18 protein-coding genes are annotated in these 25,637 nt (G+C 59.6%); 9 read left to right on the plus strand and 9 right to left on the minus strand.

Going from position 1 to position 25,637, the window contains the following annotated elements; all coding sequences use genetic code 11:
• Window positions 1–34: 34 nt before the first annotated feature.
• Together FKV68_RS28770 and FKV68_RS28775 are read right to left on the minus strand one after the other, a co-directional pair.
• Window positions 35–1,141, minus strand: a complete 1,107-nt coding sequence (locus tag FKV68_RS28770; RefSeq protein ID WP_427916003.1) for a mandelate racemase/muconate lactonizing enzyme family protein — start codon at window positions 1,139–1,141, stop codon at window positions 35–37.
• Between the two features lie 19 nt (window positions 1,142–1,160).
• The gene (locus FKV68_RS28775) at window positions 1,161–2,231 is read right to left on the minus strand and encodes an alcohol dehydrogenase family protein (RefSeq protein WP_180942341.1); all 1,071 of its coding nucleotides are present in this window, start codon (window positions 2,229–2,231) and stop codon (window positions 1,161–1,163) included.
• A 371-nt stretch (window positions 2,232–2,602) separates the two neighbouring features.
• On the opposite strand from FKV68_RS28775, the gene FKV68_RS28780 reads away from it, so the two are divergent.
• Window positions 2,603–3,538: a LysR family transcriptional regulator gene (locus FKV68_RS28780; RefSeq protein ID WP_180942342.1), complete on the plus strand. Its 936-nt coding sequence runs from the start codon at window positions 2,603–2,605 to the stop codon at window positions 3,536–3,538.
• Between the two features lie 39 nt (window positions 3,539–3,577).
• Here FKV68_RS28780 and FKV68_RS28785 read toward each other — a convergent pair whose 3' ends face one another.
• Window positions 3,578–5,167, minus strand: a complete 1,590-nt coding sequence (locus tag FKV68_RS28785) for an ABC-F family ATP-binding cassette domain-containing protein (RefSeq protein ID WP_180942343.1) — start codon at window positions 5,165–5,167, stop codon at window positions 3,578–3,580.
• A 512-nt stretch (window positions 5,168–5,679) separates the two neighbouring features.
• On the opposite strand from FKV68_RS28785, the gene FKV68_RS28790 reads away from it, so the two are divergent.
• Window positions 5,680–7,581 (plus strand): potassium transporter Kup, encoded by a 1,902-nt coding sequence (locus FKV68_RS28790; protein WP_180942344.1) that lies wholly within the window; start codon window positions 5,680–5,682, stop codon window positions 7,579–7,581.
• Between the two features lie 92 nt (window positions 7,582–7,673).
• Complete coding sequence (locus FKV68_RS28795; protein WP_180942345.1) at window positions 7,674–8,933, plus strand: DUF763 domain-containing protein; 1,260 nt, start codon at window positions 7,674–7,676, stop codon at window positions 8,931–8,933.
• Window positions 8,934–9,610: 677 nt separating this feature from the next.
• On the opposite strand, the gene FKV68_RS28800 is transcribed toward FKV68_RS28795, so the two are convergent.
• The gene (locus FKV68_RS28800) at window positions 9,611–10,111 is read right to left on the minus strand and encodes a GFA family protein (protein WP_180942346.1); all 501 of its coding nucleotides are present in this window, start codon (window positions 10,109–10,111) and stop codon (window positions 9,611–9,613) included.
• Window positions 10,112–10,442: 331 nt separating this feature from the next.
• A complete protein-coding gene (locus FKV68_RS28805) occupies window positions 10,443–10,982 on the minus strand; it encodes a transcriptional regulator (RefSeq protein WP_180942347.1) in 540 nt (179 codons plus the stop codon).
• A 241-nt stretch (window positions 10,983–11,223) separates the two neighbouring features.
• On the opposite strand from FKV68_RS28805, the gene FKV68_RS28810 reads away from it, so the two are divergent.
• The 4 genes from FKV68_RS28810 (at window position 11,224) to FKV68_RS28825 (ending at window position 17,827) form a co-directional block, all read left to right on the plus strand.
• Window positions 11,224–12,096, plus strand: a complete 873-nt coding sequence (locus tag FKV68_RS28810) for a hypothetical protein (protein WP_180942348.1) — start codon at window positions 11,224–11,226, stop codon at window positions 12,094–12,096.
• 762 nt (window positions 12,097–12,858) lie between these two features.
• On the plus strand, window positions 12,859–14,976 hold the full coding sequence (locus FKV68_RS28815) for a carboxy terminal-processing peptidase (RefSeq protein ID WP_180942349.1): 2,118 nt from the start codon (window positions 12,859–12,861) through the stop codon (window positions 14,974–14,976).
• A 663-nt stretch (window positions 14,977–15,639) separates the two neighbouring features.
• Window positions 15,640–17,022 carry an NADP-specific glutamate dehydrogenase gene (gene gdhA, locus FKV68_RS28820; protein WP_180942350.1) on the plus strand — a complete coding sequence of 461 codons (1,383 nt, stop codon included), beginning with the start codon at window positions 15,640–15,642 and terminating at the stop codon, window positions 17,020–17,022.
• 214 nt (window positions 17,023–17,236) lie between these two features.
• Window positions 17,237–17,827 carry a DMT family transporter gene (locus FKV68_RS28825; RefSeq protein WP_209647259.1) on the plus strand — a complete coding sequence of 197 codons (591 nt, stop codon included), beginning with the start codon at window positions 17,237–17,239 and terminating at the stop codon, window positions 17,825–17,827.
• Window positions 17,828–17,844: 17 nt separating this feature from the next.
• Here FKV68_RS28825 and FKV68_RS28830 read toward each other — a convergent pair whose 3' ends face one another.
• The 4 genes from FKV68_RS28830 to FKV68_RS28845 all read right to left on the minus strand — a co-directional run bounded on the left by FKV68_RS28830 (window position 17,845) and on the right by FKV68_RS28845 (window position 22,674).
• Complete coding sequence (locus FKV68_RS28830) at window positions 17,845–18,567, minus strand: haloacid dehalogenase type II (RefSeq protein WP_180942351.1); 723 nt, start codon at window positions 18,565–18,567, stop codon at window positions 17,845–17,847.
• Between the two features lie 447 nt (window positions 18,568–19,014).
• On the minus strand, window positions 19,015–19,725 hold the full coding sequence (locus FKV68_RS28835) for a metallophosphoesterase family protein (RefSeq protein WP_180942352.1): 711 nt from the start codon (window positions 19,723–19,725) through the stop codon (window positions 19,015–19,017).
• Window positions 19,722–20,543, minus strand: coding sequence for a nucleotidyltransferase family protein (locus FKV68_RS28840; protein WP_180942353.1), 822 nt, complete (start codon window positions 20,541–20,543; stop codon window positions 19,722–19,724). Before FKV68_RS28840 ends, FKV68_RS28835 begins: the two co-directional genes overlap by 4 nt.
• Window positions 20,544–20,688: 145 nt before the next feature.
• Window positions 20,689–22,674 carry a protein-L-isoaspartate(D-aspartate) O-methyltransferase gene (locus FKV68_RS28845; RefSeq protein ID WP_180942354.1) on the minus strand — a complete coding sequence of 662 codons (1,986 nt, stop codon included), beginning with the start codon at window positions 22,672–22,674 and terminating at the stop codon, window positions 20,689–20,691.
• Window positions 22,675–23,054: 380 nt separating this feature from the next.
• On the opposite strand from FKV68_RS28845, the gene katE reads away from it, so the two are divergent.
• Entirely contained in the window at window positions 23,055–25,172 is a 2,118-nt protein-coding gene (gene katE / locus FKV68_RS28850; protein WP_180942355.1) for a catalase, read from the plus strand.
• 80 nt (window positions 25,173–25,252) lie between these two features.
• Window positions 25,253–25,528, plus strand: coding sequence for a hypothetical protein (locus FKV68_RS28855; RefSeq protein WP_180942356.1), 276 nt, complete (start codon window positions 25,253–25,255; stop codon window positions 25,526–25,528).
• The last annotated feature ends 109 nt before the right edge of the window (window positions 25,529–25,637 follow it).

Below are 25,637 nucleotides of genomic sequence, written 5' to 3' on the forward strand. Positions count from 1 at the left end.
GACTGGAATTCCGAGCCTCCGGTTGCCCCAAGGCCTAGGCGTAGCGCGCGACCGGCTGCCCGAGCACGTCGAGCCGCGGCGTTATCCCGAGGCCGGGGAGGGCAGGTGCCACGACACGTCCCTCAACCACGTCGTAGGACCCGTCAGCCGTTTTCACCGACACCATGTCGCGGCTCTCGAGGACACATCGAAGATTTCGCTCGGGCACCGTCTGGCCGAGATGCACGATCGCAGCAAATGCTATGTCGGAGCCGGTCGTCTCCTGGACACTGACGGTGTAGCCGGCGGCCAGGCACATATCCCGATGCCGACGACCTTTCGTGAGGCCTCCGTTCTTCGAGATCTTGAGGCCGATCCCCTCGGCCGCGTCGTCGCCGATGAGTTGGGCGATCGAAGAATCGCTGGTTGCGAGCTCATCAAAGATGATCGGGACATTGGTGCGCCGCCGCAGCGACACGCATTCCCGCCAGGTCGCGCAGGGAGCCTCAAGCACGAAATCGAGACCAGACGGCAGCAGCCTGAGCATGCGCAACGCGTTTTCGACGAGCATTCCCCCATTTGCATCCACGATGAAGAACTCGCCTGGCTGCTTGTCCGCCAGTGCGGCGGCGATGCGAGCGGCGTCGACCGCTGGCTCTCCGCCAATCTTGACGGAGTGGCCCACGTAGCCCATCGCCCGATGTTCGGCGACGCGCCTTCGCATGTCCTCTGGATCGCCCATGTAAATCGATGAAATGACCGGCATGCGGACATTTGTGCGTCCGCCCAAAAGGTCGCAAACCGGAAGCCCAACGGATTTCCCGAAGACGTCCCAGCAAGCAACGTCGATTGCGGTCTTCGCATGCTCGTGCCCGACAAGCGCCGCGTCCATGGTGTCATTGATGCGGTCGACGCGCCGTGGATCGAGGCCGATCAGGTGAGGCGCAATTTCCGCGATGCCCGCGCGAACGCCGAGCGCGTGTGATGCGATGTAGGTCGATCCAAACGGTGTGCTTTCGCCCCAGCCTTCAAGGCCGTTGTCGGTTGTCACCCTTACGATGGTAGCGTCGAAGCTGCGGTACTCCCGCCCGCCGGAAAGGGTGTAGACCCCACCTGCGTAGGGCAGATCCACCCGAAACACATCTATCTGTTTTATCTTAATGTCCGTCATGGTTCTCCCGTCACGTGATGGCAAGGACAAGCTTTCCGCTGAACGTCTTTGAGATGAAGTCTTTCTGCGCCTCGACGATGTTTTCGAGCGGGTAGGTCTTGCTGATCACCGGACGGATCTCGCCTCGCTCCACGTAGCGCACGAGATTTTCGAAGACGACGTCGTCCTGAAACGTGCAGCCGAAGAAGCTCAGGTCCTTGAGATACAAGGTTCGCATATCGAGCTCCACGATCGGGCCTGCGATCGCCCCAGCGACGGCATAGCGTCCGCCCTTCCTGAGCACCTCCAGGACCTCGGGAAACGCAGGACCGGCCGTGACGTCGATCGCGACGTCGACGCTCATGGTGCCTAGATTCTCGACCAGGCTTTCGTGCCGATCAACAATTCGGTCTGCGCCAAGACTGCGCACATGGGCCGCCTTTTCGTTCCCGGCGACGGCCGTCACGATCGCGCCACGACGCTTGGCCAACTGAACGGCGGCGGAGCCGACTCCACCCGAAGCGCCGGTGATGAGGACATGTTCACCGGCGCCGACATTTGCGCGGTGCATCATGCCCTCGGCGGTGGAGAACGCGCAGGGGAGGGAAGCAAGTTCGAGGTCGCTCCAATCGCAATCGACCCGAAACGTCTCGCGTGAAGGTGCTTTCGTATACTGAGCGAACGCGCCGTTGCACTCGGACCCGAACGTCCAGCATTCCATCGGTCGGTAATCGACATACGAGCGAAGCATGTTGCGAACGATAACCCGTTCGCCGATCCGTCCCGGATCGACGTCCAATCCTACGGCAACGACGTGGCCGCAGCAGTCGGCACCCTGGATGCGGGGGAATTTGATGGCTTCTCCAGACCAGCTCGCGTCCGTATCGCGCAGGTCTTCGATGCCCTGTGTCGCGCCATGGCCGGTTTCGCTCGTCACGACCTTCGAATACCAGCCGATGCGCGTATTGATGTCGGTGTTGTTAACGGCGGCGCCCGCCACCCTGATGAGAACTTCGTTTCGATCCGGTTTCGGTACCGGAAGGTCATTGCGATACTCGAGCTTGTCGAATCCGCCGTGACCGACGAGGACGACCCCGCTCATACGTTCTGGAATTGCGGACAAACGAGTGTCGTCCGGGCGAAGAGAAGTTCTGTTCACCGTCTTGGATTCCCGCAATGTATATTCGTGATGTCGGTCATGCAGGCTGTGTCGGTCGTTGTCTCACTGGATGCTGACCGCCTGCCTTGTCCTTAAATCTGAGGCCATCCCGCCGTGAATGACAATGCGCTTAATTCTCATCCGCAATTGACTTCAGGTTCACTCAGTTCGTGACCGGCCTCTCTGTCCCGAGCACGACCTGGGGACTATCCGAACGTCCGGGTTCGGGCAGACCGGCCGGTCCGGGTGTGATATCTATCCGGATGTGCAATAAGACTTCAGGGATGCTTTCGCGGGGAGGTAGGTAATTCCCTATGGTTCGTCGGTACTATGAGCTACCGTCGCTGACTGCGCTGGCCGTTTTCGAGGCCTCGGCGCGCCATTCCAGTCTCAAACTTGCTGCAAGCGAACTCAATGTAACGCCCAGTGCCGTCAGCAGGCAGATAAAGGCGATCGAAGAGGAGCTTGGCGTCCAGCTGTTTGTTCGTAGCGGAAAGGGCGTGACGCTGACTGCCGAAGGAGAAGAGCTCTACGACGTTCTTGCGAATTCGTTTTCGCGCATGTCCGATACTGCCAGATCCATCAAGCGACGTGACAAAGCGCGAAACGTGAAGTTCGCCTGCAGCGACGTGTTCGCAACCATGTGGCTGATCCCGCAGATGCCCGATTTCTGGCGTCGCCATCCGGACATAATGGTCGATCACTTGATCTCGGACGACATGCGGAACTTTCGCCGTGCCGAGGTCGAGCTCAGGATTCGCTTCGGGCCTGGTGCGTGGAGCGACGAGACCTCCGAATTCCTGTTCGATGAATGCGTCTATCCCGTTTGCAGCCCCAACTTTGCGGCGCGCTTCGAAGGCGCAACCATGGCCGATCTTCCCGACTTGCCGCTGTTGGACGTCAACTGGGTTGGCCCTGACTGGGTTGGGTGGGAAGAAGCGCTTCGCCGGGCGGGCCTCCCTCACGCAGCGTTCGACGGAAAGCGGTTCGGAAAGTTCAACGTCGCCCTGCAAGCGGCGATGGCCGATCAGGGCGTGGTGATCGGCTGGCACCGCATCGTGGGCGACTTGGTCCAGCAAGGTACCCTGGTTCGTTTCACCGATCTGGTGATCCGTTCGCCGGGCGGATACTACTTAACGTGGAACTCACACCGCGAGCTCTCGTCTGCGACGCTGATTCTGCGAGAGTGGCTACGATCGATAGCGAAGGTCACGCGCAACAATCCATGTCCTGCCGCTACGATCGAATAGTGCGCCCCTTCGCCAACTGCAGTCAGGAACATGAGAAGCTCATGCGCTGCTGACGCCGAGCTCCAGCCGACGGGTGATGCCGATCGCTTCGAGGAATAGCTCGTCATGACTGACGACGACGAGTGCGCCGTCATAAGCGCGTATCCCCGCCTCCACCGCTGATATGGAATCGATATCGAGATGGTTGGTCGGCTCGTCGAGGATCAGGAGTAACGGCGGTTCCGGCCCGCCGAGCACGCAAGCCAAGCCGGCGCGCAGCATCTGCCCGCCCGAAAGCGTGCCGGCGACCTGCAGCGCCGCGTCGGCCCGGAACATAAAGCGCGCCAGCGCCGCGCGGCTGGCATTTTCGTCTGCGCCGGGGTTGAGCCGTTGAAAATTGTCGCGGATTGTGAGGGCTGGGTCGAGCAGGCTTACCCGCTGATCCAGCATGGCGGATTTCACCGGCACCCGTACCTCACCAGCAAACGGCTGCAACGCCCCAGTCAACATCGAAAGCAGCGTGGTCTTGCCAGATCCGTTCGGCCCTGTGACGGCGATCCGTTCCGGCCCGACGATCTCAAGCGAAAGGTTTCGCAGTACAGGCTTTTGCGGATCATAGCCGGCCGTGACATCGTCGATCCTGAGGACGGTGCGGCTAACCGGCAGGCCTGTCGGTGCCAGGGTCACCGCCAGCGGTTGCAGAATCTCGATCTTTTGCCGCGCGGCGTCAACGTCCTCCATTGCAAGTGTTCTCATCCGCTCCGCCAATCGCGCATTTTCGCCGCTGGTGTTCTCGGCCTTGCGTCGCAGCCCGCCGGCGATGATGCGCGGCATGTCGCCCCTGGCCGCCTTCTTATTGCCGGTCCTGTCTTTGCGAGCCTTGCGCTCGACGGTCTCTTGCGCGGAGCGGTTCACGTGCGCGATCCGCTTTTCGGCATCCGCGAGGTCGTGCTCGGCGGCCGCCAACTCCACGGCCTTGCGCTCCCGATAGCGGCTCCAGTTGCCGCCGTAGCGGGTGGCGCCGAGGGTAGTCATCTCAACGATCCCATCGACGGTATCGAGCAGTTCCCGGTCATGACTGACGACGATCGCCCCACCTTGCCAGCCGGCGAGAAGATCGATCACCGCCTGCCTGCCACTGCGGTCGACATTATTTGTCGGTTCGTCGAGGATGAGGAAATCCGGTTCGCGAAAGATCAATGCCGCAACCGCCGCGCGGGTGCGTTGGCCGCCAGACAGCCTTGAAAGCGGCGTTTCGGCCGTCGCCTCAAGCCCGGCGCGCGCCAGCGCCCCAGCTATGCGGGCTTCTAGCATCCAATCGGCATCGGCGAGTTCGTGCGCCGTCGCGTTACCCCTTTCGGCGCGGGAAAGCAGGTCGAGCGGGTCCCGCACTCCAAATAGATCGGCAATCGTCTCGTCCATAGCCACCTGCACGCTCTGGCGCAGTACCTCGAGCGTGCCGGAGACCGACACCGTGCCGGATCTGGGTGAAAGTTCACCGGTGATGAGCTTCAGCAGCGTGGTCTTCCCGACGCCGTTGCGGCCGACAAGCCCGGTGCGTTCGGGACCGAAGCTCATAGCGAGGTTTGAGAAGAGCGATCGGCCGTCAGGCGTTGACCACGAAAGATTGGCAAGCGCGATGGAAGGCATGGAGAGAATCCCGGATTGCAAGGCGAAGTGGCATTGCGATCTGGGCAGTATCCATGTTCAACCATCCTGTTGGTGCTGCGATGGTGGCTATCTAGGCAGCAAATGCGGAGGATTCAAGGCGTCGGTGAGGCAGGGCAGCCTTGTAAATGGTCTGCTGAATCAGCTGGTTAATTCTCATTGTTCGCGGTTGGCGCTAAGGGAGATCGCATCACGTTGCGGCCAATCCTCGAACCGCTGCAGTCAGCTGATCTGACTTTCTGTGCCGTCCCGCCCCTGGAGGGAACCGAGGCTACCGCCTTCGTCAACGAGCCAGCGGACATGTTGGCCTTGGCGGGGCGAGCGCGCAGCCCAAGGCGCCGCAGATCTCGCATAATTCTTTCCAGCAGCCGGTGGCCCCCACTTTAAAGTCGGAAACTTCCTGTCACACTAAGCGTTCTCCGGGGAGGAGAAGTAACCGCCCTTAACAAATGCGAATGCGCTAAAGCAGACCCGCTGCGGCAAAAGGGGAATCGATGACCGCGTCTCTCGATCATGTGCCTGCACAGGCAAGCAATTCGCGCCAATTCCTGGCGATGGTCCTCGGTTCGGTGGGGGTGGTATACGGCGACATTGGAACGAGCCCGCTCTATGCCTTCCGCGAAGCGCTTCGCCCGTTTGCGGCGGGCGGTGTCGGGCGCGAGGAGGTAGTCGGGCTCATTTCACTGGTGATCTGGACCCTGACGATGATCGTCACGTGCAAATATGTCCTGTTCCTGCTTCGTGCCGACAATGACGGGGAGGGTGGTACGCTCTCCCTGCTCGCCTTGCTCATGAAAAGAGCATCAAGACATACGACCGGGATGTTCGTCGCAGGTATCCTGGGCGCCGCCCTTTTTATCGGCGATGCGATGATCACTCCGGCGCTTTCGGTGTTCTCGGCCGTTGAGGGGCTGAAGCTCGTCACGCCAACGCTTCAAGATTACGTTCTGCTCATCTCCGTCGCCATCATGGTGCTGCTGTTTGCAGTGCAGTCCCGCGGCACAAGCGCAGTATCGAGCTTCTTCGGCCCCGTCACTCTCGTCTGGTTCGTTGTCATGGGAGCTGCCGGTGTCGCCCATATCGGTGATGACATGGCAATCCTCGCTGCATTCAATCCTATCTACGCTGTCACCTTCTTATGGAATGCCGGGCTCGTTGGCTTCATCGTGCTGGGCGCCATCTTCCTAACGGTGACAGGAGCCGAGGCGCTTTATGCTGATCTCGGCCACTTCGGTCGCCAGCCTATCCAGGCGGCCTGGTTTGCAATCGTGTTTCCCGCGCTGACCTTGAACTATCTCGGACAGGGCGCGATGGTGCTGTCACATCCCGACGCCATTTCGGATCCATTTTTCTTGATGTTCCCGAAATGGGCGCTGCTGCCGGTGGTAATCCTCGCCACTGCCGCAACAATCATCGCCAGCCAGTCAGTGATCACCGGAGCGTTTTCACTCGTACGGCAAGCGATCCACCTCGGATTCCTGCCAAGATTTGAGATCTGTTACACCTCGGAGACGCAAACGGGGCAGATTTATTTGCCTTTGGTCAACTCCGCACTCCTCGCCGGCGTGCTTGTGCTCATGTTTGTATTCGGGAGTTCCGAAGCTCTTGCCCCGGCCTATGGTGTCTCAATTACCGGCGCCATGGTGATCGATACCATTCTCGCCTTCGCATTCCTCCGATACCTTTGGAACTGGCCCGTTTTGGCCGCGACCGCATTCCTGCTTCCTCTGTTCCTGCTCGAACTGGTTTTCCTCGGCGCCAACTTGTTCAAGCTCCACCATGGCGGCTACGTGCCCATCCTCTTCGCTGGCTCGTTGATGACGCTGATGTGGACCTGGCGAACAGGCGTTAGGCTCGTTCGCGAAAAGACGAGCCGCCAGGACGTCCCCCTTGAGCAGTTCATAACGGCGATCGAACGAAAATCCGAGCACGCCCCGGTCGACGTACCGGGAACGGCGATCTTTCTCACAGCGACACCTGACACCACCCCAGGCGTTCTCTTGCACAATCTCAAGCACAATCATGTGCTGCATGAGCAGAACGTCATCCTGACCATCAAGACCGCCAAAGTGCCGTATATTCCGGAAACGAACCGCTACACGCTTACAAAGCTTACCGATCGGTTCAGCAGACTGGAGCTCAGATTCGGCTTCATGGATGATCCGAATGTGTCAAGGGCACTGGCGCGCTGCCGGAAGGAAGGCTTCAGGTTCGAGATCATGACGACGTCCTTCTATCTCGGACGGCGCAAGCTAGTCTCAGATCCCCTGTCAGGCATGCCGAAGTGGCAGGACAAGCTTTTCATTGCAATGGCGGAATCGGCGATCGATCCGACCGATTACTTCCATCTTCCGGCAAACCGCGTTGTCGAAATGGGCGAGCAGGTAATCATCTAATGGACGTTCCGTTTCCTATGAATCGGCGCAAAAGAGAACATTTTAGGAACTTCTCCCTGTCATAGCTAAGACTGCCGGTTTATAAGGAACGCATGGTTCAAAGAGCAGGCAGTGCAGATCTCCCGCTTCATGGCGGCAAGGTTCCCCGATGGCTGGGCGACCGTATGACGAAGCTTGGCGCAGTCATCACGGAAGCAATCGTGATCGAATATGGCCGCGACGAGTTTCTCCGGCGGTTGGCGCATCCTTTCTGGTTCCAGTCCTTTGGCTGCGTCATGGGCATGGATTGGCACTCTTCCGGAATCACAACCAGCGTCATCGGCGCTCTGAAGCGCGGTCTCGGGCCCCTTTCGCGGGAACTGGGTGTTCATGTGTGTGGAGGCCGTGGGCGAAATTCGAGGCAGACACCAGGCGAATTGATCAACATCGGCAACCGTGTCGGCATCGACGGCGGGCGTCTCGCAACCACCAGCCGGCTCGTCGCAAAGATTGACAGCGCAGCGGTTCAAGATGGATTCGATCTTTATCTGCACGGCTTCATCGTGGCCGACGACGGCAAATGGGTGGTCGTGCAGCAGGGCATGAATGGCGATAAGCGACAGGCTCGGCGCTACCACTGGCTATCCGAAGGCATTTCCAGTTTCGTCGATTCTCCCCATGCAGCGATAGAAGGAAGGCGCCAGGGCGAAATCGTCAATCTCGCCGACAGGCGTGCCGCAGCATCGCGAGATAGTCAGCTTGACCTTCTGGCCTCTCTGGGGCCGGACCAAATCGTCCGCGAGATAGTGCGGATTGACCCGAAGGCCAGAACGAAGGAAGTCGCGCAACCCCTGCTGCCGCACCTTATAATGCCGGCGCATCATGAGGTCAGAGAAGAAAACATCAACATGAAGCGGTTGCATGCAACGCTTGCGGCGGCCGCCGATCGCGGGCCTGAAGACTTCGAACAGCTCCTGCTCGTCCCTGGCGTCGGCGCGCGGACGGTCAACGCGCTCGCGATGGTCGCAGAAGTGGTGCATGGCGCGCCCTGCCGTTTTGCCGATCCCGCACGGTTCTCGCTTGCGCACGGTGGAAAGGATCGCCACCCGTTTCCCGTGCCGCTCAAAGTCTACGATCAGACGATCCAGGTCATGAAGTCGGCCGTGACCAAAGCGCGGCTGGGCCGTGATGAGGAGCTACAAGCGCTGAGACGCTTGGACGATCAGGCCAGGCAATTGGAGAAATACGCTACTGGTCCAGATCTAAAAGAAATTGTCGCCGGGGAGTTCCGCCGGTCCCCCGAATGGGACGGTCGCAGCATCTTTGGTTGGGAGGCTCATCCTGAGCAGTCTGACGAGAAAGCACGCTCTTAGCGAGAGCGCGCGGTTCGGATAGACAAGGACATCGCTCGCGCCTTTTCCCATGAAAGCCGCGGTTGCAACGGTGCGCGAGATTTGCTCGCCCACGTGAGCACGCAGGCGTGAAGCTACGGCTGAATGCCAAGGCCGCTTGTCAAAACAAATCAAACTAAACGTGAAATCATGATCTGCATGTCTATGGCTCTGGCGTCCCTCACGTCGAAGGGCACGGCATAGTGCTTTGGCCGGCCGCAATATAGACACACCGCAATGGCGGTGCATCCGCCCTCGGCAAGGACGCTGCGAGGAACAATGCTGAGGAATGCGAGAGGGACGGAGGCGGGGAGGGCCCTTGGCGTCAGGACGCCGGGGATGGCCGTCAACCCGCCGAGGTTCGAGTACATCGTCACCGGCATGTCGCCGGCTTCCGATCCGTCTTGGTCGAGTGGAACTTTGCCGCTCGACTCGCCCATGGAACGAGCAAAGTGCGCCAGGAGCGGTTATTGCCAATCGAATACTCTAACCTCCCGGTGGGGCCGGAAACCGGCAGGCTGCTTCGAGGCACGAGTTAGCTGAAGAGCAGACCTTCAGGTACCCCCCCGTATCGCCTTTGTCGCCGTTGTTTCCGACAGGACGGCTTTTCGGAATAGCGGCTACGAACAGCGCCGTACTGATAGCCGCCGGAATACGGCTCAGCCCTCGCACCCCCTCACTACCCACGAACTGGTATCGTGATCGGGGTGCTGGTTATTGCTCTCCTTGATTGCCGCAGCCCAGTCGGCGCCGTTGTTTTCGGTCGCACCGGTATTTTCTATGTCGGTGATCGTATCGAACCATGCCACCATGTTCTCGGTGCAGATATTGGCAAGCGGCGAGAAGGCGTGCGGATCGTCAAGCGAACCGATCATCAGGTTGGTGCGACCGTTTTCGAGGTGGTGGAAAAACAATGGCGTGCCGCAATTGGCGCAGAAGCCGCGCTCGACAAGCTCCGAGCTCTTCCAGACGCTTGGTTTGCCGCGTGTCCAGGTGAGCGCGTCATCGGGTGCGGCGACGAGCGCGGCAAAGATGTTGCCCGAGGCTTTCTGGCACATGCGGCAATGGCAGAGATGCGAATTGTCGAGCATAGCGCTGGCGTGGTAGCGTACCGCACCGCATTGGCAGCCGCCGCTCACCTCCATCTCGATGCGTTTCATTTTTTCTGCTCCTTCAAGCGGCGGGTTGGGCTTAATCTCTTTTAGGTTTTCGTCTTTTGATCGTCCAGACCAGAGCGGATCCAGTTCCGGTGTTCGCGGGCGTGGTTTGCCAACCCAAAAGAACGGACCGGGGCACCCCTTCTCCCTTTTAACCGATCAAGCAGCGCGCGCATTGGCTTCGGCACTTCAATCGCCTGCGCCTGGTATGCTCATTGTATTGTTGACGCGGGAGCGGTTCGAGCATCTCGCCCAGTTTACGTCGAAAGGCGATGGAGTTTGGCGTGCCAAATTCGCTTGAATGCTGTCGCGAGGAACAAGTTTTTCGATATCGTTACGATTTCGATGCCAGAGCAGCCGCCTCCTGTCGTATGAGCCGCCAACGCTTCAACTCGAGCATGGCATCGGGTAGGGCGCGGTGCGGTCTAGTCGCGGGCTCTGTACGCGCCGTGACCGCTGAAACGATCTCAGCAACAACCGTCTCGGCTGCGTCGTGACCAAGCACAGCTCTGGCGGCGTCGGTAAAGGCGTCACCGGAAACACCGAGCCGAAGGGCATGCCGCGGATAACCCGCGGCTCGCAGGAGTACGCTGAGCCACTTTCCGTCCCACGACGGTGCGCTCGCATACAGCTGGTGGCCGGACAGGCTTTCCGTCATTTCGGCTGCGATGACATCGACAGATGCACCTTCCGTATCTAGCCGGCTTCTCGATATCCCGTGGACGGCTTCAGCCTCCGTGGACCAATCGTCCCAGCCGGGAGCTGGCCGGATAAGGCTCGTCCGCGCGTCGCCATTCTCGAACACCCAAGCGACCTCAACGGGAAAGCTTGCTTTGGCAAGCGACGAGGCTTCGAAATCCAGGAACACGATCATCCACGCTACCTACTGCTTGCTTCCTTAAATCGTAGACGATTTAAGAATAAAAACACGCAGCAATTCAAAGTGCTACAGCGTCGTCTTGGCGCGGACACCGCTATTTCCTGCAATAGCGAGAACGGCGTCAACACCGGTGGCGAGTTTCAACGCGCGGCGAGGCTTCCCCGTCGCGTCAGCATCCTTTTCTCGTGCCATGCGTTCTGAATATGAAAACGGAATAGATGAGGGCAGAAGCAACGTGGAGGACCAGCCGGACACGCACCATGAGGAAGACGACGGCAAGATCGGCGAGACCGTCAGCTTTCCATTTGACCGGATGACCGTCCAGCGCTTTCGCGAGACGTTTCCGCGGGCTCGATGGAGTGAGGAGCGCAAGGCCTGGTTTGTTCCCGGATCCACCGCCGCGCGCAGGATCGATCGCTGGCTCGCCCGAGAGGCGTCGAGAAGAGATGTCTTTGCGGATCAGAAAGGCCGTGATGCCTACGCGTTCGAACCCATTCTCAGCCCTTACCTGAATATCGACAACAAAGGCTTCCGGATCCGCACGCCGTATTCGCGGACGATCGTTGAAGAGCTGCGGCAGGTGCCGTTCGCCCAGTGGCAGCCGGAACTCAAAGTCTGGCGTGTGCCGTTCGCCTCCTACGACGACCTCCGGAGGCATTGGCAGGCGATCGAGGAGGCCGCGAAACGCCATGAACCTGAGGAGCGGCGCAAGCGCGCCGAGGCACGCAAGGGAACCGAGGAGGAGAGGGCGGCACGACGCCGGTCTGCGGAGCGAAGGCGTCGTCGCATTCCGCTGTGGGCGCACGATTTACCGCCGATCGGGAGACCGATCTCCACGACGACATATGGGATCATCATCATCACGGAGATCACCGGCGAAGTCGTCGATGCGGAACTTGTCGCCGATGTCTATCCGGACGCCACGGATGAGCACATTTGGGGGAAATGGCGCGCGCCCGGTCTGGACGAGCTCGTCCGAAGCTGGCCTTCGAAAACCCGACCGGGAGCCTATGAGGTTGAACGCGGCTGGTGGCAGCCAACGATCGAGGAACTGCGTGAGGCGAGGAGGAAGGCGAGGACGAACGAACGCAAAACTCGAACTGCCTAGCGGCTTGTAAGGTTGCAGTGTCGCCTCTCAGCCGATGTTCGCATCATCGAATGCGCGTTCGGCCTGACCGCCGCGGGTTCTTGCAGCGTACCGAAAGTTCCACTTTTTTCTATCCTTTGTGTTTGGAAGGGATAACACCTCGCACGCCCGCACAATTGCGACTCGGGACGACCACCAGCCTCAGAAGCGTCTAATCGCCGACATCAGCAGGTCTAGCTTAGCCCGTGTCGGACCAAAGCGCCGGTAGAGATCTTTGGCGCGTTCTGTACTCAAGCCGTAGGCGACGGTAAATTCGTCGAGCGTGTAGTTGAGGTGGGGGCGTGCCGTCGACCGGTGATGTGCGCTATCCTTGCTCATGGCCAAGGGATAACCGCGCCATCGGATGTCAGTTCCTTATCGCACGAACATTAAGGCTGTCTCTTCGAAAGGGCGGTTGCTTGCTTGACACCCCTGAACTAACCCATTTGCGCAGCTTTTGCTGATATGCTCCCTGAATTACCATCTGTGGGCGAGTTTTACCGGAGCAGGAGGCATGAGATATCACCAACGGAGGGGAGCCGACTGGTCCGAAGCGGCAAGGAACTTCGACCCAACTTGCGCGGACCGATTTTCCGGAACGAAGTCTTGGCCACCTTGCCCTTGCCAGCCGCCCGCAGATTTGCGGAAAACTGGCGCGTATGATCCACCCGGTTGCCAAAAAGCCATAATTGCTTCACCTAGATCGTGCATCGACACTCGGCATTAAGAATGGACCAACACTGAATGCGCATATCATACGTCTTCCTTGGTGCATTTCTTGCAATCGTCCAGTCCGCATATGCTGAGCTTGCCTCACCGCCCGCTTTGGCGCCGGTAAAGCAACAGGCACAAGCCGCTCAGTTGAGCGCAAAATTTCTCACGCGTTTCAGCTACAAGCCCGTTCCACTCGACGACGCCTTGTCGGCGACGATCATGGATCGGTTCATCGAATCACTCGACCCGGACCGCATGCTCTTCCTGCAAGCGGACATCGACAGGTTCATGTCTGACCGCAGCGAGATCGACGACGCCATCAAACGGAGGGACTTGAGGATCCCGTTTGCGATCTTCAACGGGTATGGCAAGCGCGTTGCCGACCGCATGAACTACGCGCGCAGCTTGCTGAAAGAGGACTTCGATTTCGGTGCACAGGAAGACTATTCCGTGCGGCGCGATAAAGCGCCTTGGCCGCAGTCGCAAGCCGAGCGCGATGAGCTTTGGCGCAAGCGCGTAAAGAGCGACTGGTTGCGGTTGAAACTGGGCGGCAAGACCGACGCGGCTATTCGCGAAACGCTCGACAAACGATATGCAAACGCTCTGGAGCGCGTTTACAAGTATAAAAGCGATGACGTTTTCCAGGCGTTCATGAACGCCTACACGACGTCGGTCGACCCGCACACGGACTACTTCGGCGCGACCGCTTCGGCCGATTTCAATATCGCGATGAAGCTTTCGCTGGTCGGTATCGGCGCGGTACTGCAGGAACGCGACGACTACACGACGATCCGTGAGCTCGTGCCCGGCGGCCCGGCGCAGTTGTCCGGCAAACTCTCGGTCGGAGACCGCATTACCGGTGTCGGTCAGGGCAAGCAGGGGGCGATCAAGGAAGTGGTCGGCACGCGCGTTGACGAAGTCGTGCAAATGATACGAGGGAAAAAAGGATCCGTCGTGCGCTTGGACATCCTGCCGGCGGATGCCGGAGCAGATGCCACCCATCGCGTCGTCACCCTGGTGCGCGATAAAATCAGCCTGGAAAAGCAGGCTGCCCAGAAGGCCGTGCTCTCTGTGAAAGTGGGCGACGCCACGCGTAAAATTGGGGTGATTACTCTGCCGGCATTCTATGAGGATTTTGAAGCGCGGGGCAAAGGCGACAAGGACTATAGAAGCGCGAGCCGCGATGTTGAGAAGCTTCTCCGCGAACTGAAGCAGGAAAAGGTCGACAGCGTTCTCATTGACGTGCGCAACAATGGCGGCGGTTCGTTGGACGAGGCGATTGCCTTGACCGGCCTGTTCATCGGCAATGGTCCGGTCGTTCAGCAACGCGATAGCGACGGCAAGGTTGCCGTAAGAAGCGCTGATTTTCCAGAGCCCATCTGGACCGGCCCTGTGGGTGTCCTAATCAATCGCGGGTCGGCATCGGCTTCGGAGATCTTTGCCGCGGCAATTCAGGATTACGGTCGAGGGGTGATCATCGGCGAACCCAGTTTCGGTAAAGGCACCGTTCAGACGGTCGTGGATCTTGATCAGATTGTTCGCAACAGCAAACCCGAATTCGGTGAGCTGAAAGTGACGATCGCACAGTTCTTCCGGATCAACGGCGGTACGACGCAACTGCGTGGCGTGGCGCCTGATATCAGCTTGCCGGGACTTTCTGATCCGACAAGCTTTGGCGAGACCAGTTACGACAATGCCCTGCCGTGGGCGGAGATCAAGCCCGCGAACTATGCCCCGGCCGATACTGTAAGGGCGTTGCTCCCGGCATTGCAAAGCCGCCATGATGCACGGGCTGAGAGCGATCCGGATTTCCAACGCCTGCTAAAAGACATAGCGGACATGAAGGCCCTGCGCGAGAAAGGGGTTGTCTCCCTCAATGAAGCCGAACGTCGCAGAGAACTGACTGCTCAAGAAAGCCGACTCAAGTCTCGAGCGCAAGCAAGTGATGGTGAAGATACTACCGGAGATGATGGCCTCAATGCAGACGAGCGTAGCCTGAGTGCTGATATTGCGCTTGAGAATGCCCGCAAGAACGCAAAGGACGTCTTGCTGCACGAGGCCGCCGCCATTCTTGCCGATGAGGCGGATTTGCAGGGAGGCGTGCTGAAGGCGGCCACTAAACAATCGGGAAACAAGGCCGGAAAATAGTCATACTCGGCCGGCGCAACTGGATGCGCAGCTTGCGATCCTGCCGGCAATATGGCGGTCGTCGCCCAGCCGATTGACACCTACGGATCGAAACGCCTCGCGAAGGGACAATGCTCGATCGGCCGTCGAAGCAGATCTCGAGCGCGACATTCGCCGCGCGCTGCCATCACGTTGGCGGAGATCTTCAGCCTCTGGTGGCCGTTGGTCCTCGCGTCTATCCTGCTCCTCGCCTTCTTCATCGGCCTTTTGATCGGGGTGCTGCGCAGAAGCGAGAAGAAGGGGAAAAGAAGGACTCGCAGAACGAAGCTTAGGCGCGCGCCTTCGCCATTTCTCGAGGCCCTGCCCCTCGTCGAAGAGTCGTGCAATACGGTTGATCGGCTTTCTCGGCCACGCCTGCAAAAAACTCAAGCCAGGCTTCCCCCCCTCCAATCTTGGACCTCCTGCAGAAGCCGATAGTGATTGGCCCGCGCGATCTGGAGCCCATAGTCGAAGGAGGCCTCTGACGCCTCTATCCATGTCATTGCAAATACAAACGAACTCTGTCTCTCCGGTGACGCATCGCTGGTTAACCTATGCGGATATGCGTGCGGTCATCTCCGGCATGCCCTCCGCCGAATTCTTGTTCAGAGCGGTCAACAATTAGGGTATCAGGGGGCACTGTCCATGCCGGGCAGAGACAAATGGAGACGAAAAAAATTGGTCAATGTGGATGAGAAGCTCGAACCGATCCTTAACGAGGTCTTTAGGCGCAACGCGGGCGAGCAGGAGTTTCACCAGGCGGTCAGAGAGGTACTCGAAAGCCTCGGACGCGTGATCGCCAAACATCCAAGTTATGCTGACAACGCCCTTATCGAGCGCATCTGCGAACCGGAACGGCAGATCATCTTCCGTGTCCCGTGGGTGGACGACGAAGGCCAGGTCCAGATCAACCGTGGCTTCCGTGTCCAATTCAACTCCGCACTCGGCCCGTACAAGGGCGGTATCCGCTTCCATCCATCCGTGAATGTCGGGATCATCAAATTCCTCGGCTTCGAGCAGACCTTCAAGAACGCCCTAACCGGGATGCCGATCGGCGGCGGAAAGGGTGGCTCGGACTTCAATCCCCGCGGTCGCTCAGATGGAGAGATCATGCGCTTTTGCCAATCCTTCATGACTGAGCTTCATCGCCACCTGGGGGAACACACCGACGTGCCGGCAGGCGACATTGGCGTCGGAGGACGTGAGATCGGCTATATGTTCGGACAATACAAGCGGCTGACCAATCGGTACGAAGCCGGGGTTCTTACGGGCAAGGCCCTCTTTTACGGCGGTTCGCGAGCGCGCAAGGAAGCCACCGGATATGGCGCCACTTATTTCGTCGAACGCATGCTTGCCACTCGGGGGCATTCCTTCGAAGGCCGGCAGACTGTTGTGTCGGGGTCGGGCAATGTTGCGATCTATACCATGGAAAAGGTCATCGAATTCGGCGGCACGATCGTCGCCTGCTCGGACTCCAGCGGTTACGTGGTCGACGAAGCCGGGATTGATCTCGACCTCGTCAAGGAAATCAAGGAGGTTCGCCGCGAGCGCATAGCGGAATATGCTCGGATCAAGCGCGACGGCACGCGCTATATCGAGGGCGGATCGATCTGGGATGTTCCGTGCCATATCGCCATGCCGTCCGCGACCCAGAATGAACTGACGGGCAAGGATGCGACAACGCTCGTTCGCAACGGCGTGATTGCGGTCGGCGAAGGGGCGAACATGCCCTCGACGCCCGACGCTGTACGCATTTTCCAGCAGGCCGGGGTTCTGTTCGCGCCCGGAAAAGCCGCGAATGCCGGCGGTGTAGCGACATCGGCCCTGGAAATGCAGCAGAACGCGTCACGCGACAGCTGGACCTTCGAACAGACTGAAAGTCGGCTCGCAACCATCATGCACGACATCCATGATCGCTGCGCGGAGACGGCTGAGGAATACGGAGCGCCGAGCGATTATGTGCTCGGGGCCAATATTGCCGGCTTCGTCCGTGTTGCCGAAGCAATGAATGCGCTCGGCGTGATCTAGCCCGGTGGGGGTAAGGCAGTTCGGGGGCTTGCGCCTTTTTGATCTTGCGTATGCACGGCAGTCGCCCATCATCGCAGCCGTCGGGCTGGGTGGGCGTTTGCCGCGAATACCGTCTCGTTCGCCATATTCCTGGTCGCCCTCGGCCGGCTTCTCATTGCGGCCGAACCGGTGCGGAGCGCAGCGAGTCATCACCGATGCTTTCGGCGGCGGGGCCATGGCGAAGGTCCGCCGGGCGACTGAGAGTTCGCGCGAGTATCTCTTTGTGGGTTTCAAGGAAGAGATGTTCGCCGAGTTTCGCCGTGAAGAACTGAAAGGAACCGAAATGCTGCCCATATTCATTGTACTGGCGTTCGCCGCGGGTTGCGCCATTTCCGTCCAAGCAGCGGTAAACGCCCAACTCGCGGCAGGGTTCGGAGGCAACGTGTTTGGTGCGGCATTTTACTCCTTCGCCACCGGGACAATCGCCTTGGGCATCATCGCCTCGGTACAGGGCGGCCTGCCGACCGCCCTGACCACTATTCCTTCGCAACCCTTTTGGAAGCTGATCGGAGGCCTCCTCGGCGCTGGGGCGATTTTCTCGACAATCCTCATCACACCGAAAATCGGCTTGGCCAACCTTCTGATCCTTGTCATCACCGGGCAGTTGGTAACCTCTCTGGTGATCGACAACTTCGGCCTGCTGAATTCGGCTCTGAGGCCGGTGACCGCCATCAAGTTTGTCGGCGCGCTGCTTGTCATCTGTGGCGCACTTATCACATTGTTCGGCGATCGCATGGCCGCATGGACGGGCAACTTTACGCGGTAGTACCGCCTTTCCTCGAGTTAGCCGCGCAATGCTTCCTGGTGTGCCTTCGCGAGGTCGGCCATGCTGTTGAAGCGGAAGTCGTATTTCGGCATATCGCCCGGATGCATCGTTGCGCCGAAACCCTCCTGCTCGTAGCGGCGATAGATCCAGCACGAGGCGAGGCCGTGACGATTGGCCGGGCCATGGTCGTGGAACATGCTTTCAGCCGTGTGCAGGATCTCGTGCTTCTGGATGCCCAGGCTCTCGAGCTTCTTCAGCATGTACTCGAAATTGCGGTCGGACGGCTTGTAGGAGCCGCAATCTTCGGCGGTGTAGATGGCGTCGAATTCGACCTGGAGCTTCTCGTTGCTGGCGGCGAAACTCTCGTTGTCAACATTCGACAGAATGACGAGCTTGTAGTGGCGCTTCAGGTACTGGAGAGCACCGGCGGAATCGGGGAATGCCGGCCAGTTTTTCACGGACTGGCCATAGGCGACGCACTCTCTCCAGGAAACAGCGATGCCCCATTCCTCTGCGAGCCGCTTGTAGACGATCGGAAGCAGATCGCGATAGTTCTTGGCTGGCGTCCGAAGCTGCTGCGACGATTCATGCCGCGCATGTGCTTCGAGCACCTGGTTGCGCGACAGCGGCGTGGCAAGCCGGGCGGTCAGCGGCTCGAGGCCCTCGAACATGCCCGATTCCCAGTCGATGAGCGTGCCGTAGCAGTCGAAGGTGAGGGCTTTGAAGTCAGTCAGTTTCATTGGCATGGTCCTTGTTATGGAGGGATGGCGGCGTTCCTTGAATCCAGCAGTAGAAGTACAAAGGCGGGTATGGCCCGTGTCTTCCGAACGTTGCGATCTTGCCATCAAACTAGGCCGTGAACGCATTAATTGTGAGAGGCCGATGCAGGAGCGGCCTTCGATTTTTGGCGAGGAAGATTGAAGGTTAGTAGCTGACCGTTTGGCACCCCGTAACTTTCATAGCGCACCAAGTCGTGCTTCAGAGCCGGCATGAGCCGCTATGACCGACTTCGAATGGCGTGTGCCCGCTGCTGCCCAACAAGCCCCGAGGCATGCGGAGCCGATCATGTGAGCCTCTGGGACCCTCGGCGACAGGAAGGAATGATCGCGTGAAGGCGGTCCTGGGGCCGTAAGCGGAAACGCCGCCATCAGGTGCTGATGTGTGCCACGCGTGCCCGCAGTTGCGCGTCAAAGCTCGAGGATGGCGTAGGGTCGGCCCGTCGGCTTTTCGATATGGGCCGCGACATTGAACACCGGAGCGCCGCCTGGCGTTTGCCCTTCATAGGTCCCTTGGTGCGCATGGCCGTGAACGACCGCACTCACCTTGAAGCGGTCGATGGTCTCGGCCAGTCGGGATGAGCCGAGAAACGGATATATTTCCTTGGGTTCGCCCGCAACGGTTTCGACTATCGGGGCATAGTGCAGAACGACAAGGGAGCGCTGTGCCCTCGTGTTCCTCAAGGCATTCTCCAGGCGCATGGCCTCTTCGACGCTCTCCGAGACCATGGATTTGATGGCAGTCTCGCCGAAGGAGCCCAGCATGTGCCGGCCGAAGCCGCCGATGAAGCCCTTGGTGCCGGCAAATCCCACGCCCGCGAGCTCGACCGCCTGGCCGTTTAGGAGGTGGACGCCAGCCTTAACGAGAATGGACGAGATTTCCTCTGTCGCATCACCCTGGTGATCGTGGTTTCCAAGAACGGCAACGACCGGAACCGAGCAGGACTTCAGGTCGTCCGCCAGGAGTTCGGCTTCAACCGGCTTGCCTAGGTCCGTCAAGTCGCCGGCGATGACGAGCACGTCAGCGGCTTGCGAAATCTCCGAAAACAGTTCCGTATAGGAGGCAGATCCATCCTCCTTCACGTGAAGGTCCGCGACCGCGGCGACTTTCAGCTTGCTCATGGTGTCTGCTCCTCTGTTCCTTCGCGCATCTCGCCATCGCCGCCGACATCGGCGAACCCCCATTTTCTGACGTCGATCTCGTAATCGGGACGCGAATATATGCGCCCGCGGCAGATCTTCGTCTGCGGCAGCGGCAAGTCCCTTTGCGCCGAAAGCCTGCTCAGGAGCTCGTCCAACAGCCACTGCGGGACCCTGTCGCGCTCGGAAGGGTAGATCCATCGGAAATTGAGGAGGTGGATGAGCAGGACTTCCCAGTGAACCTCCATGTATTCCAGCAATCTTGCCCAATCGATCCGGTCGTGCGCCTTCAGGATCACGTGCGCAATGTCGGCGCCGTCATAGCGTTCGCGAAACTGGATGAAGGACTTCGACCAGACCAATTCCGTTGGCGCGGCGATCGAGACCGGGCACCCGCTGATTTCCACCGGCAGCGCATGCGCAAACCAGCCGTCGTTGACCAGCATCGTCCCATTTGGCGAGGCGAAGATAACGTCGAAGAAAAATCTGCCCTTGAACACTTTGCCCAGCCAGCGATCGTCTTCGATCTCGACCGCATATCCGCGGGACTTGAAGTGCTTGAGGATACGTGTGTAATCGCCCGCCTTGCAGAAGACATCGAGATCCTTCGTCGGCCGCGATATGCCGGTATAGGCGCTGACGGCAAACGTGCCCGCGATCAGAAAGGGAATTTTCGAGCGAACCAGCTCCGCAAGTGCTTCCGCGACGAACGCCTCGGCTTCCTCGTCGACGAGTTGCGGCATGGCGAGTGGCCCGGCCGCTCGACTTGAATTCTTTTGCGGCGATATGACTGACGTCATGCTCTTCTCCCAACCGGCAGAATCTCCTACGAAAACACGGTAAACTTGGGGAAGTTCCGCAACTCGTTGGAAGCAGCTGAAGACGCCGCCTCGCTCGAGCGAGGTATAGTTGCGCAAAAGTCACTTCGAAGATCTGCTGGTCGCCTCAGAGCCCGAAGGGGAATGTCTCGGGTACGCCTGCGCTCAGATGCTCCGGCATCAGAGGGGTTACCGGTGTCGTCAGGTCGAACCAGACAAACGCATCGAACTGGTGCGGCAACGACGCGTGGGCATAGTGGCTCATGCGTTCGGTCTCTGGTCTGTAGATGACACCGATGAATCGCTCGAGCTTAGGCTCGTCGAGGCGCCGGCGCAAAGCGTCGTCGCGCGAGAAATCGAGCAGGAAGCGATCCACACGCGAGTCGTGAAAGACCCGTTCGTAGCTGCCGGGCAGGGAAGGCCGGATCTCCTTCATCTCGATTTCGCCATCCCAGTCGCTTGCCGCCGCCACCTTGCCGCCGTGCGTTCCGAGACCGATCAATGCAGCTTGTTCCCCGAAACGTTCGCGGCAAAGCTGGCCGATGTTCAACTCCTCACGAGCGGCTCCCATTTCCGTATGGCGCGCATCGCCGATATGGGAATTGTGCGCCCACACGACCGCCTTCGAACCCGAACCGCGCGACTCCAGGAGATGTTCGAGCGTTTCGAACATGTGCTTGTCGCGCAAGTTCCACGATTCGGCACCGGCATAGTACATGGTTCGGTAGTATCGTTCGGCCGACGCAATCAGCCGGGCATTTTGCGCCGCGTCGAAAAGCTGCTCCCCGTCACTGTCGGTTGCTTGGAGGCGCCGCTCGAGCAACTCCCGGCACTGACGCACCACGGCCTCCTCGCATTTGTTGTAGCTAGCGGTCAGCACGGCCCGACCGTAGGTAGATGGCTCGTTTTGCCAGGGGGTCAGGCATCCGTAGCGTTCCCTCGCGACGGCCGCGGCAGCCGGATCGGTCTTGTCGAGATAGTCCAGAACGGCGGCAATGGATTCGCGCATGTTGTAGATGTCGAGCCCGTAGAAGCCGGCTTGGTCCTGACCCGCGGGGCCGCCGTTGTATTCGCGCATCCAATCGACGAAGGCCATAACCTCGCGGTTTCGCCACATCCACGTCGGAAAGCGCTGGAAGGGAGCATCCATGCCACGCCTGTAAGGGCGATGTCGAACATACCGATCAACAGCTGCCGCGTCCGGCCAGTCGGCCTCCACCGCGACGATCGTAAAACCGTGCTCCTCGATCAGCCTGCGGGTGATGGCGGCGCGTGCACGATAAAATTCCGAGGTCCCATGGCTTGATTCGCCGAGCAGCACCACGCGACGCTCGCCAAAACGATCGAAGAGCCGCCCGAAGGCTGCATCATCGAGAGCAGGCAATGGCTCGGCGACGTCCGCCACCATTTCCGGGAGCGTCCGCGAAGGCGGAGGAGGCGTCGAGTGGGCGGATGGCGACCTCTCGTCTTTGCGGGCGTGCTCTCCGATCAGCGGGACGAAGCGGACGCCGCCAAGGTCATGCTCCTCGAAGGTGGTGGCGTTGACGCGCGTCACCTTGAGCAAACGCTGCTCGCGCTCCGATCCGATCGGTATGACCATGTGGCCGCCAAGATCGAGCTGCTCCTTCAGCGCTTGCGGCACGCTCGGGGTACCTGCCGCAACGAGAATGGCATCGAAGGGGCCTGCTTCCGGCCACCCCTTCGTTCCATCACCGATGCGAACATCGATATTGTCGTAGCCGAGCCTGAGAAATCGCCGCTTGGCCTCGTTTGCGAGCGGGGCATGACGTTCGACGCTGTAGACATGTCCGGCGACCCTGCTCAAAACCGCAGCTGCATAACCGGATCCGGTTCCTACTTCGAGCACCGTATCGCCGGCCTCGATCTCGGCCTGCGAGACCATCAGCGCGACGATGTAGGGTTGCGAGATCGTCTGTCCTTCGCCGATCGAAAGCGGAGCGTCTTCATAGGCAAACTCCTCGAAGCCCGGATCGACGAAAGCCTCGCGAGGAACGATCCGCATGGCTTCGACGACACGGGGGTCATCGATCCCACGGCGGACGATATGAAGATCCACCATCCGGTCGCGAGCACGGGATAGGTCAAGCTTCATGAGAGATCCCCTTACGTCGACTGTGCGGCGGGTGTCCGCCGAGTGTGTCCCACGGCGTGTGGACGGTTTCCGCGGCTCAGTCGGGAACCAGTGAAGCGCGCGAATGTTCCGCGCACCATCACCCCGAGCCAGTGGGTTCGTCTCCCCAGCGGAGCATGCGCAATAGAGGCCGAGAGAAACTATTCGCATGTGCCCTGCTGCACCGTTCTCCGCTCCGGTACCCCTTGGCATGTTTGTGGGATCAGGCGGACACTTGGCCGCTTTTGGCAGTCTGGAAGCCAGGACAGCAGTTTTTGCCTCTCCGCGACCTTTCTTGGGAACCAAGCATTCACGCATCGGTTTGTCGTTCGTTCCCATGTCCGATCGACGGAGAAATTCCCATGGCCAAGAGAAATGCGCGCCCGGCAAATTCCAGGTCGGCCGTAATTCACGAACAGAAGCTGACGCGCGGCAACGGAGGGGAGCTTCATCAAATCGCCGAGGACGGCACTCCCGTTTTGACGACCGCGCAAGGGGGGCCGGTTACGGACGACCAAAACAGTCTGCGCGTGGGCGAGCGCGGCCCGACGCTCATCGAGGATTTTCATTTCCGCGAAAAAATCTTCCATTTCGATCACGAGCGCATTCCCGAGCGCGTCGTGCATGCGCGCGGTTATGGCGCCCATGGTTACTTTGAGACTTATGAACCGCTTTCCGCAATTACGCGTGCGGATGTCTTCCAGCGCGCCGGAGAGCGAACACCCGCCTTCGTGCGATTTTCCACGGTCGCTGGCAGCAAGGGATCTGTCGATCTCGCACGCGACGTTCGGGGGTTCGCGGTCAAGATCTATACCAAGGAGGGAAACTGGGACATCGTCGGCAACAATATTCCGGTCTTCTTCATCCAGGACGCGATCAAGTTCCCTGACGTCATCCATTCCGTAAAGCCGGAACCGGACAGAGGCTTTCCGCAGGCGCAGTCGGCGCATGACAATTTTTGGGACTTTATCAGTCTCACCCCGGAAAGCATGCACATGATCATGTGGGTCATGTCGGACCGTGCGATCCCACGATCGTTCCGGTTCATGGAGGGCTTTGGCGTCCACACCTTCCGTTTCGTCAACGCCAACGACGAATCGACTTTCGTCAAGTTTCACTGGAAGCCAAAGCTCGGCCTCCAATCGGTTGCCTGGAACGAAGCGGTGAAGATCAATGGAGCCGATCCCGATTTTCATCGGCGCGATCTTTGGGAGGCGATACAGGCCGGCAATTTCCCCGAATGGGAACTGCAGGTCCAGCTTTTCGATCAGGATTTTGCCGACGCCTTCGACTTCGACGTCCTGGACCCTACCAAGATCATTCCGGAAGAGGTCTTGCCGCCGAAGGCGGTGGGAAGATTGGTTCTCGACCGGATGCCGGACAATTTCTTCGCCGAGACCGAGCAGGTCGCCTTCATGACCCAGAATGTGCCGCCTGGTATCGACTTCAGCAATGATCCGCTGTTGCAGGGACGAAACTTCTCCTACCTCGACACGCAACTCAAGCGGCTTGGCAGCTCCAACTTCACGCACATTCCGATCAATGCGCCGAAATGTCCCTTCCACCACTTCCAGCAGGACGGGCATATGGCGATGCGCAACCCGGTCGGGCGCGTGAATTATCAGCCGAACTCCTGGGGCGAGGGACCACGCGAGTCACTCGAGGATGGATTCCGGCATTACGCGTCCGACGAACAGGGCGCGAAGGCCCGTCTTCGCGCCGAGAGCTTTGCCGATCACTACAGCCAGGCCCGCCTGTTCTTCGTTAGCCAGACGCCGCCCGAGCAGCGCCATATCGCCGACGCGCTCACATTCGAATTGAGCAAGGTCCAGACACCGGCGATACGAGAACGCATGGTGTCGCATCTCCTCAACATCGACGAAACCCTCGGCAAGAAAGTTGCGCACGCGTTGGGCCTCAAGTCGGTTCCGAAACCGGCGGATGCCGCCGTCCCGACACGCCAGGATCTCGCCCCCTCGCCAGCGCTGAGCATTATCGAGCGCGGGCCAAGACGTTTCGAAGGCCGCAAGCTTGGGATACTGGTAACCGACGGGACAGATGCATCGATCTTGAAAGCCGTGACGACAGCGGTCACGAAAGAAGGGGCCATGTTCGAGCTCGTCGCCCCGAAGGTCGGCGGTATTACGGCCTCGGATGGCAAATGGGTACAGGCGCATCAAATGATCGAGGGAGGGCCGTCGGTCCTTTACGATGCGGTGGCTCTCCTGCCTTCGCCTGAAGTGGTCTCCGAACTGGTCGATGTTGCAGCGGCGCGGGATTTCGTTGCCGACGCCTTCGCCCATTGCAAGTACATCGGCTACGTCGAGGCGGCCGTGCCCCTTCTGGCGAGAGCCGGCATCACCGACGCGCTCGACGAGGGGACGATCAGCCTTGGAGATGCCAGGAGTGTCGAAGCCTTTGTCAAAAGTCTTGGCAGCTTGCGTGTTTGGGCGAGAGAGCCTTCGGTCAAGCTGAAGTAGCGACGCGCGCCTGAAGCGAGAGCAAAGGCCATGATCTCTGCCGCGACTGCGCTCGAATACCAACAGCAATGGAGAGAATGATGGAGGACTCACAAGCAATTTCCCGGCCTCGGCAGACTTCCGATTATCCGGGGCGGCAGACAGACTGCATTGCAGCGCTGAGGCCAGCCGTATCCGATCTGACCGCAACTTCTCAGGACAGTATCGTTGCGGCAATCGGCGGAGAGATGACCGACGAATTGCTCGCGCTCGCCCACAGAGCGGAAGAGGCGGGCTGGACCTTCGATGAGGCATCGGCGGCGATCGAAACTCTTGCTCGGGAATATGAGGGCGCCAAGGGCACGATCTTCGACTGAGCTCGGGCCGATCTCGTCGTTTCGCTGCAGCCCACACGTACGCGCCGCTTCATCTTGCCATCTGACCATCTACGACCACTCAAGTGGCGCAAAAGACACCTGCGGTCGT

The organism is Sinorhizobium mexicanum, assembly GCF_013488225.1.
In the GTDB taxonomy this organism is placed as follows: Bacteria; Pseudomonadota; Alphaproteobacteria; order Rhizobiales; family Rhizobiaceae; genus Sinorhizobium; species Sinorhizobium mexicanum.

Coding starts and splice junctions, on each gene's coding strand:
- FKV68_RS28855 (WP_180942356.1), top strand. CDS start 25,253: ATGGAGGACTCACAAGCAATTTCCCGGCCTCGGCAGACTTCCGATTAT.
- FKV68_RS28830 (WP_180942351.1), bottom strand. CDS start 18,567: ATGAAACTGACTGACTTCAAAGCCCTCACCTTCGACTGCTACGGCACG.
- FKV68_RS28775 (WP_180942341.1), bottom strand. CDS start 2,231: ATGAGCGGGGTCGTCCTCGTCGGTCACGGCGGATTCGACAAGCTCGAG.
- FKV68_RS28835 (WP_180942352.1), bottom strand. CDS start 19,725: ATGAGCAAGCTGAAAGTCGCCGCGGTCGCGGACCTTCACGTGAAGGAG.
- FKV68_RS28840 (WP_180942353.1), bottom strand. CDS start 20,543: ATGACGTCAGTCATATCGCCGCAAAAGAATTCAAGTCGAGCGGCCGGG.
- gdhA (WP_180942350.1), top strand. CDS start 15,640: ATGCCGGGCAGAGACAAATGGAGACGAAAAAAATTGGTCAATGTGGAT.
- FKV68_RS28845 (WP_180942354.1), bottom strand. CDS start 22,674: ATGAAGCTTGACCTATCCCGTGCTCGCGACCGGATGGTGGATCTTCAT.
- FKV68_RS28800 (WP_180942346.1), bottom strand. CDS start 10,111: ATGAAACGCATCGAGATGGAGGTGAGCGGCGGCTGCCAATGCGGTGCG.
- FKV68_RS28795 (WP_180942345.1), top strand. CDS start 7,674: ATGGTTCAAAGAGCAGGCAGTGCAGATCTCCCGCTTCATGGCGGCAAG.
- FKV68_RS28790 (WP_180942344.1), top strand. CDS start 5,680: ATGACCGCGTCTCTCGATCATGTGCCTGCACAGGCAAGCAATTCGCGC.
- FKV68_RS28805 (WP_180942347.1), bottom strand. CDS start 10,982: ATGATCGTGTTCCTGGATTTCGAAGCCTCGTCGCTTGCCAAAGCAAGC.
- katE (WP_180942355.1), top strand. CDS start 23,055: ATGGCCAAGAGAAATGCGCGCCCGGCAAATTCCAGGTCGGCCGTAATT.
- FKV68_RS28780 (WP_180942342.1), top strand. CDS start 2,603: ATGGTTCGTCGGTACTATGAGCTACCGTCGCTGACTGCGCTGGCCGTT.
- FKV68_RS28785 (WP_180942343.1), bottom strand. CDS start 5,167: ATGCCTTCCATCGCGCTTGCCAATCTTTCGTGGTCAACGCCTGACGGC.
- FKV68_RS28825 (WP_209647259.1), top strand. CDS start 17,237: ATGGCGAAGGTCCGCCGGGCGACTGAGAGTTCGCGCGAGTATCTCTTT.
- FKV68_RS28815 (WP_180942349.1), top strand. CDS start 12,859: ATGCGCATATCATACGTCTTCCTTGGTGCATTTCTTGCAATCGTCCAG.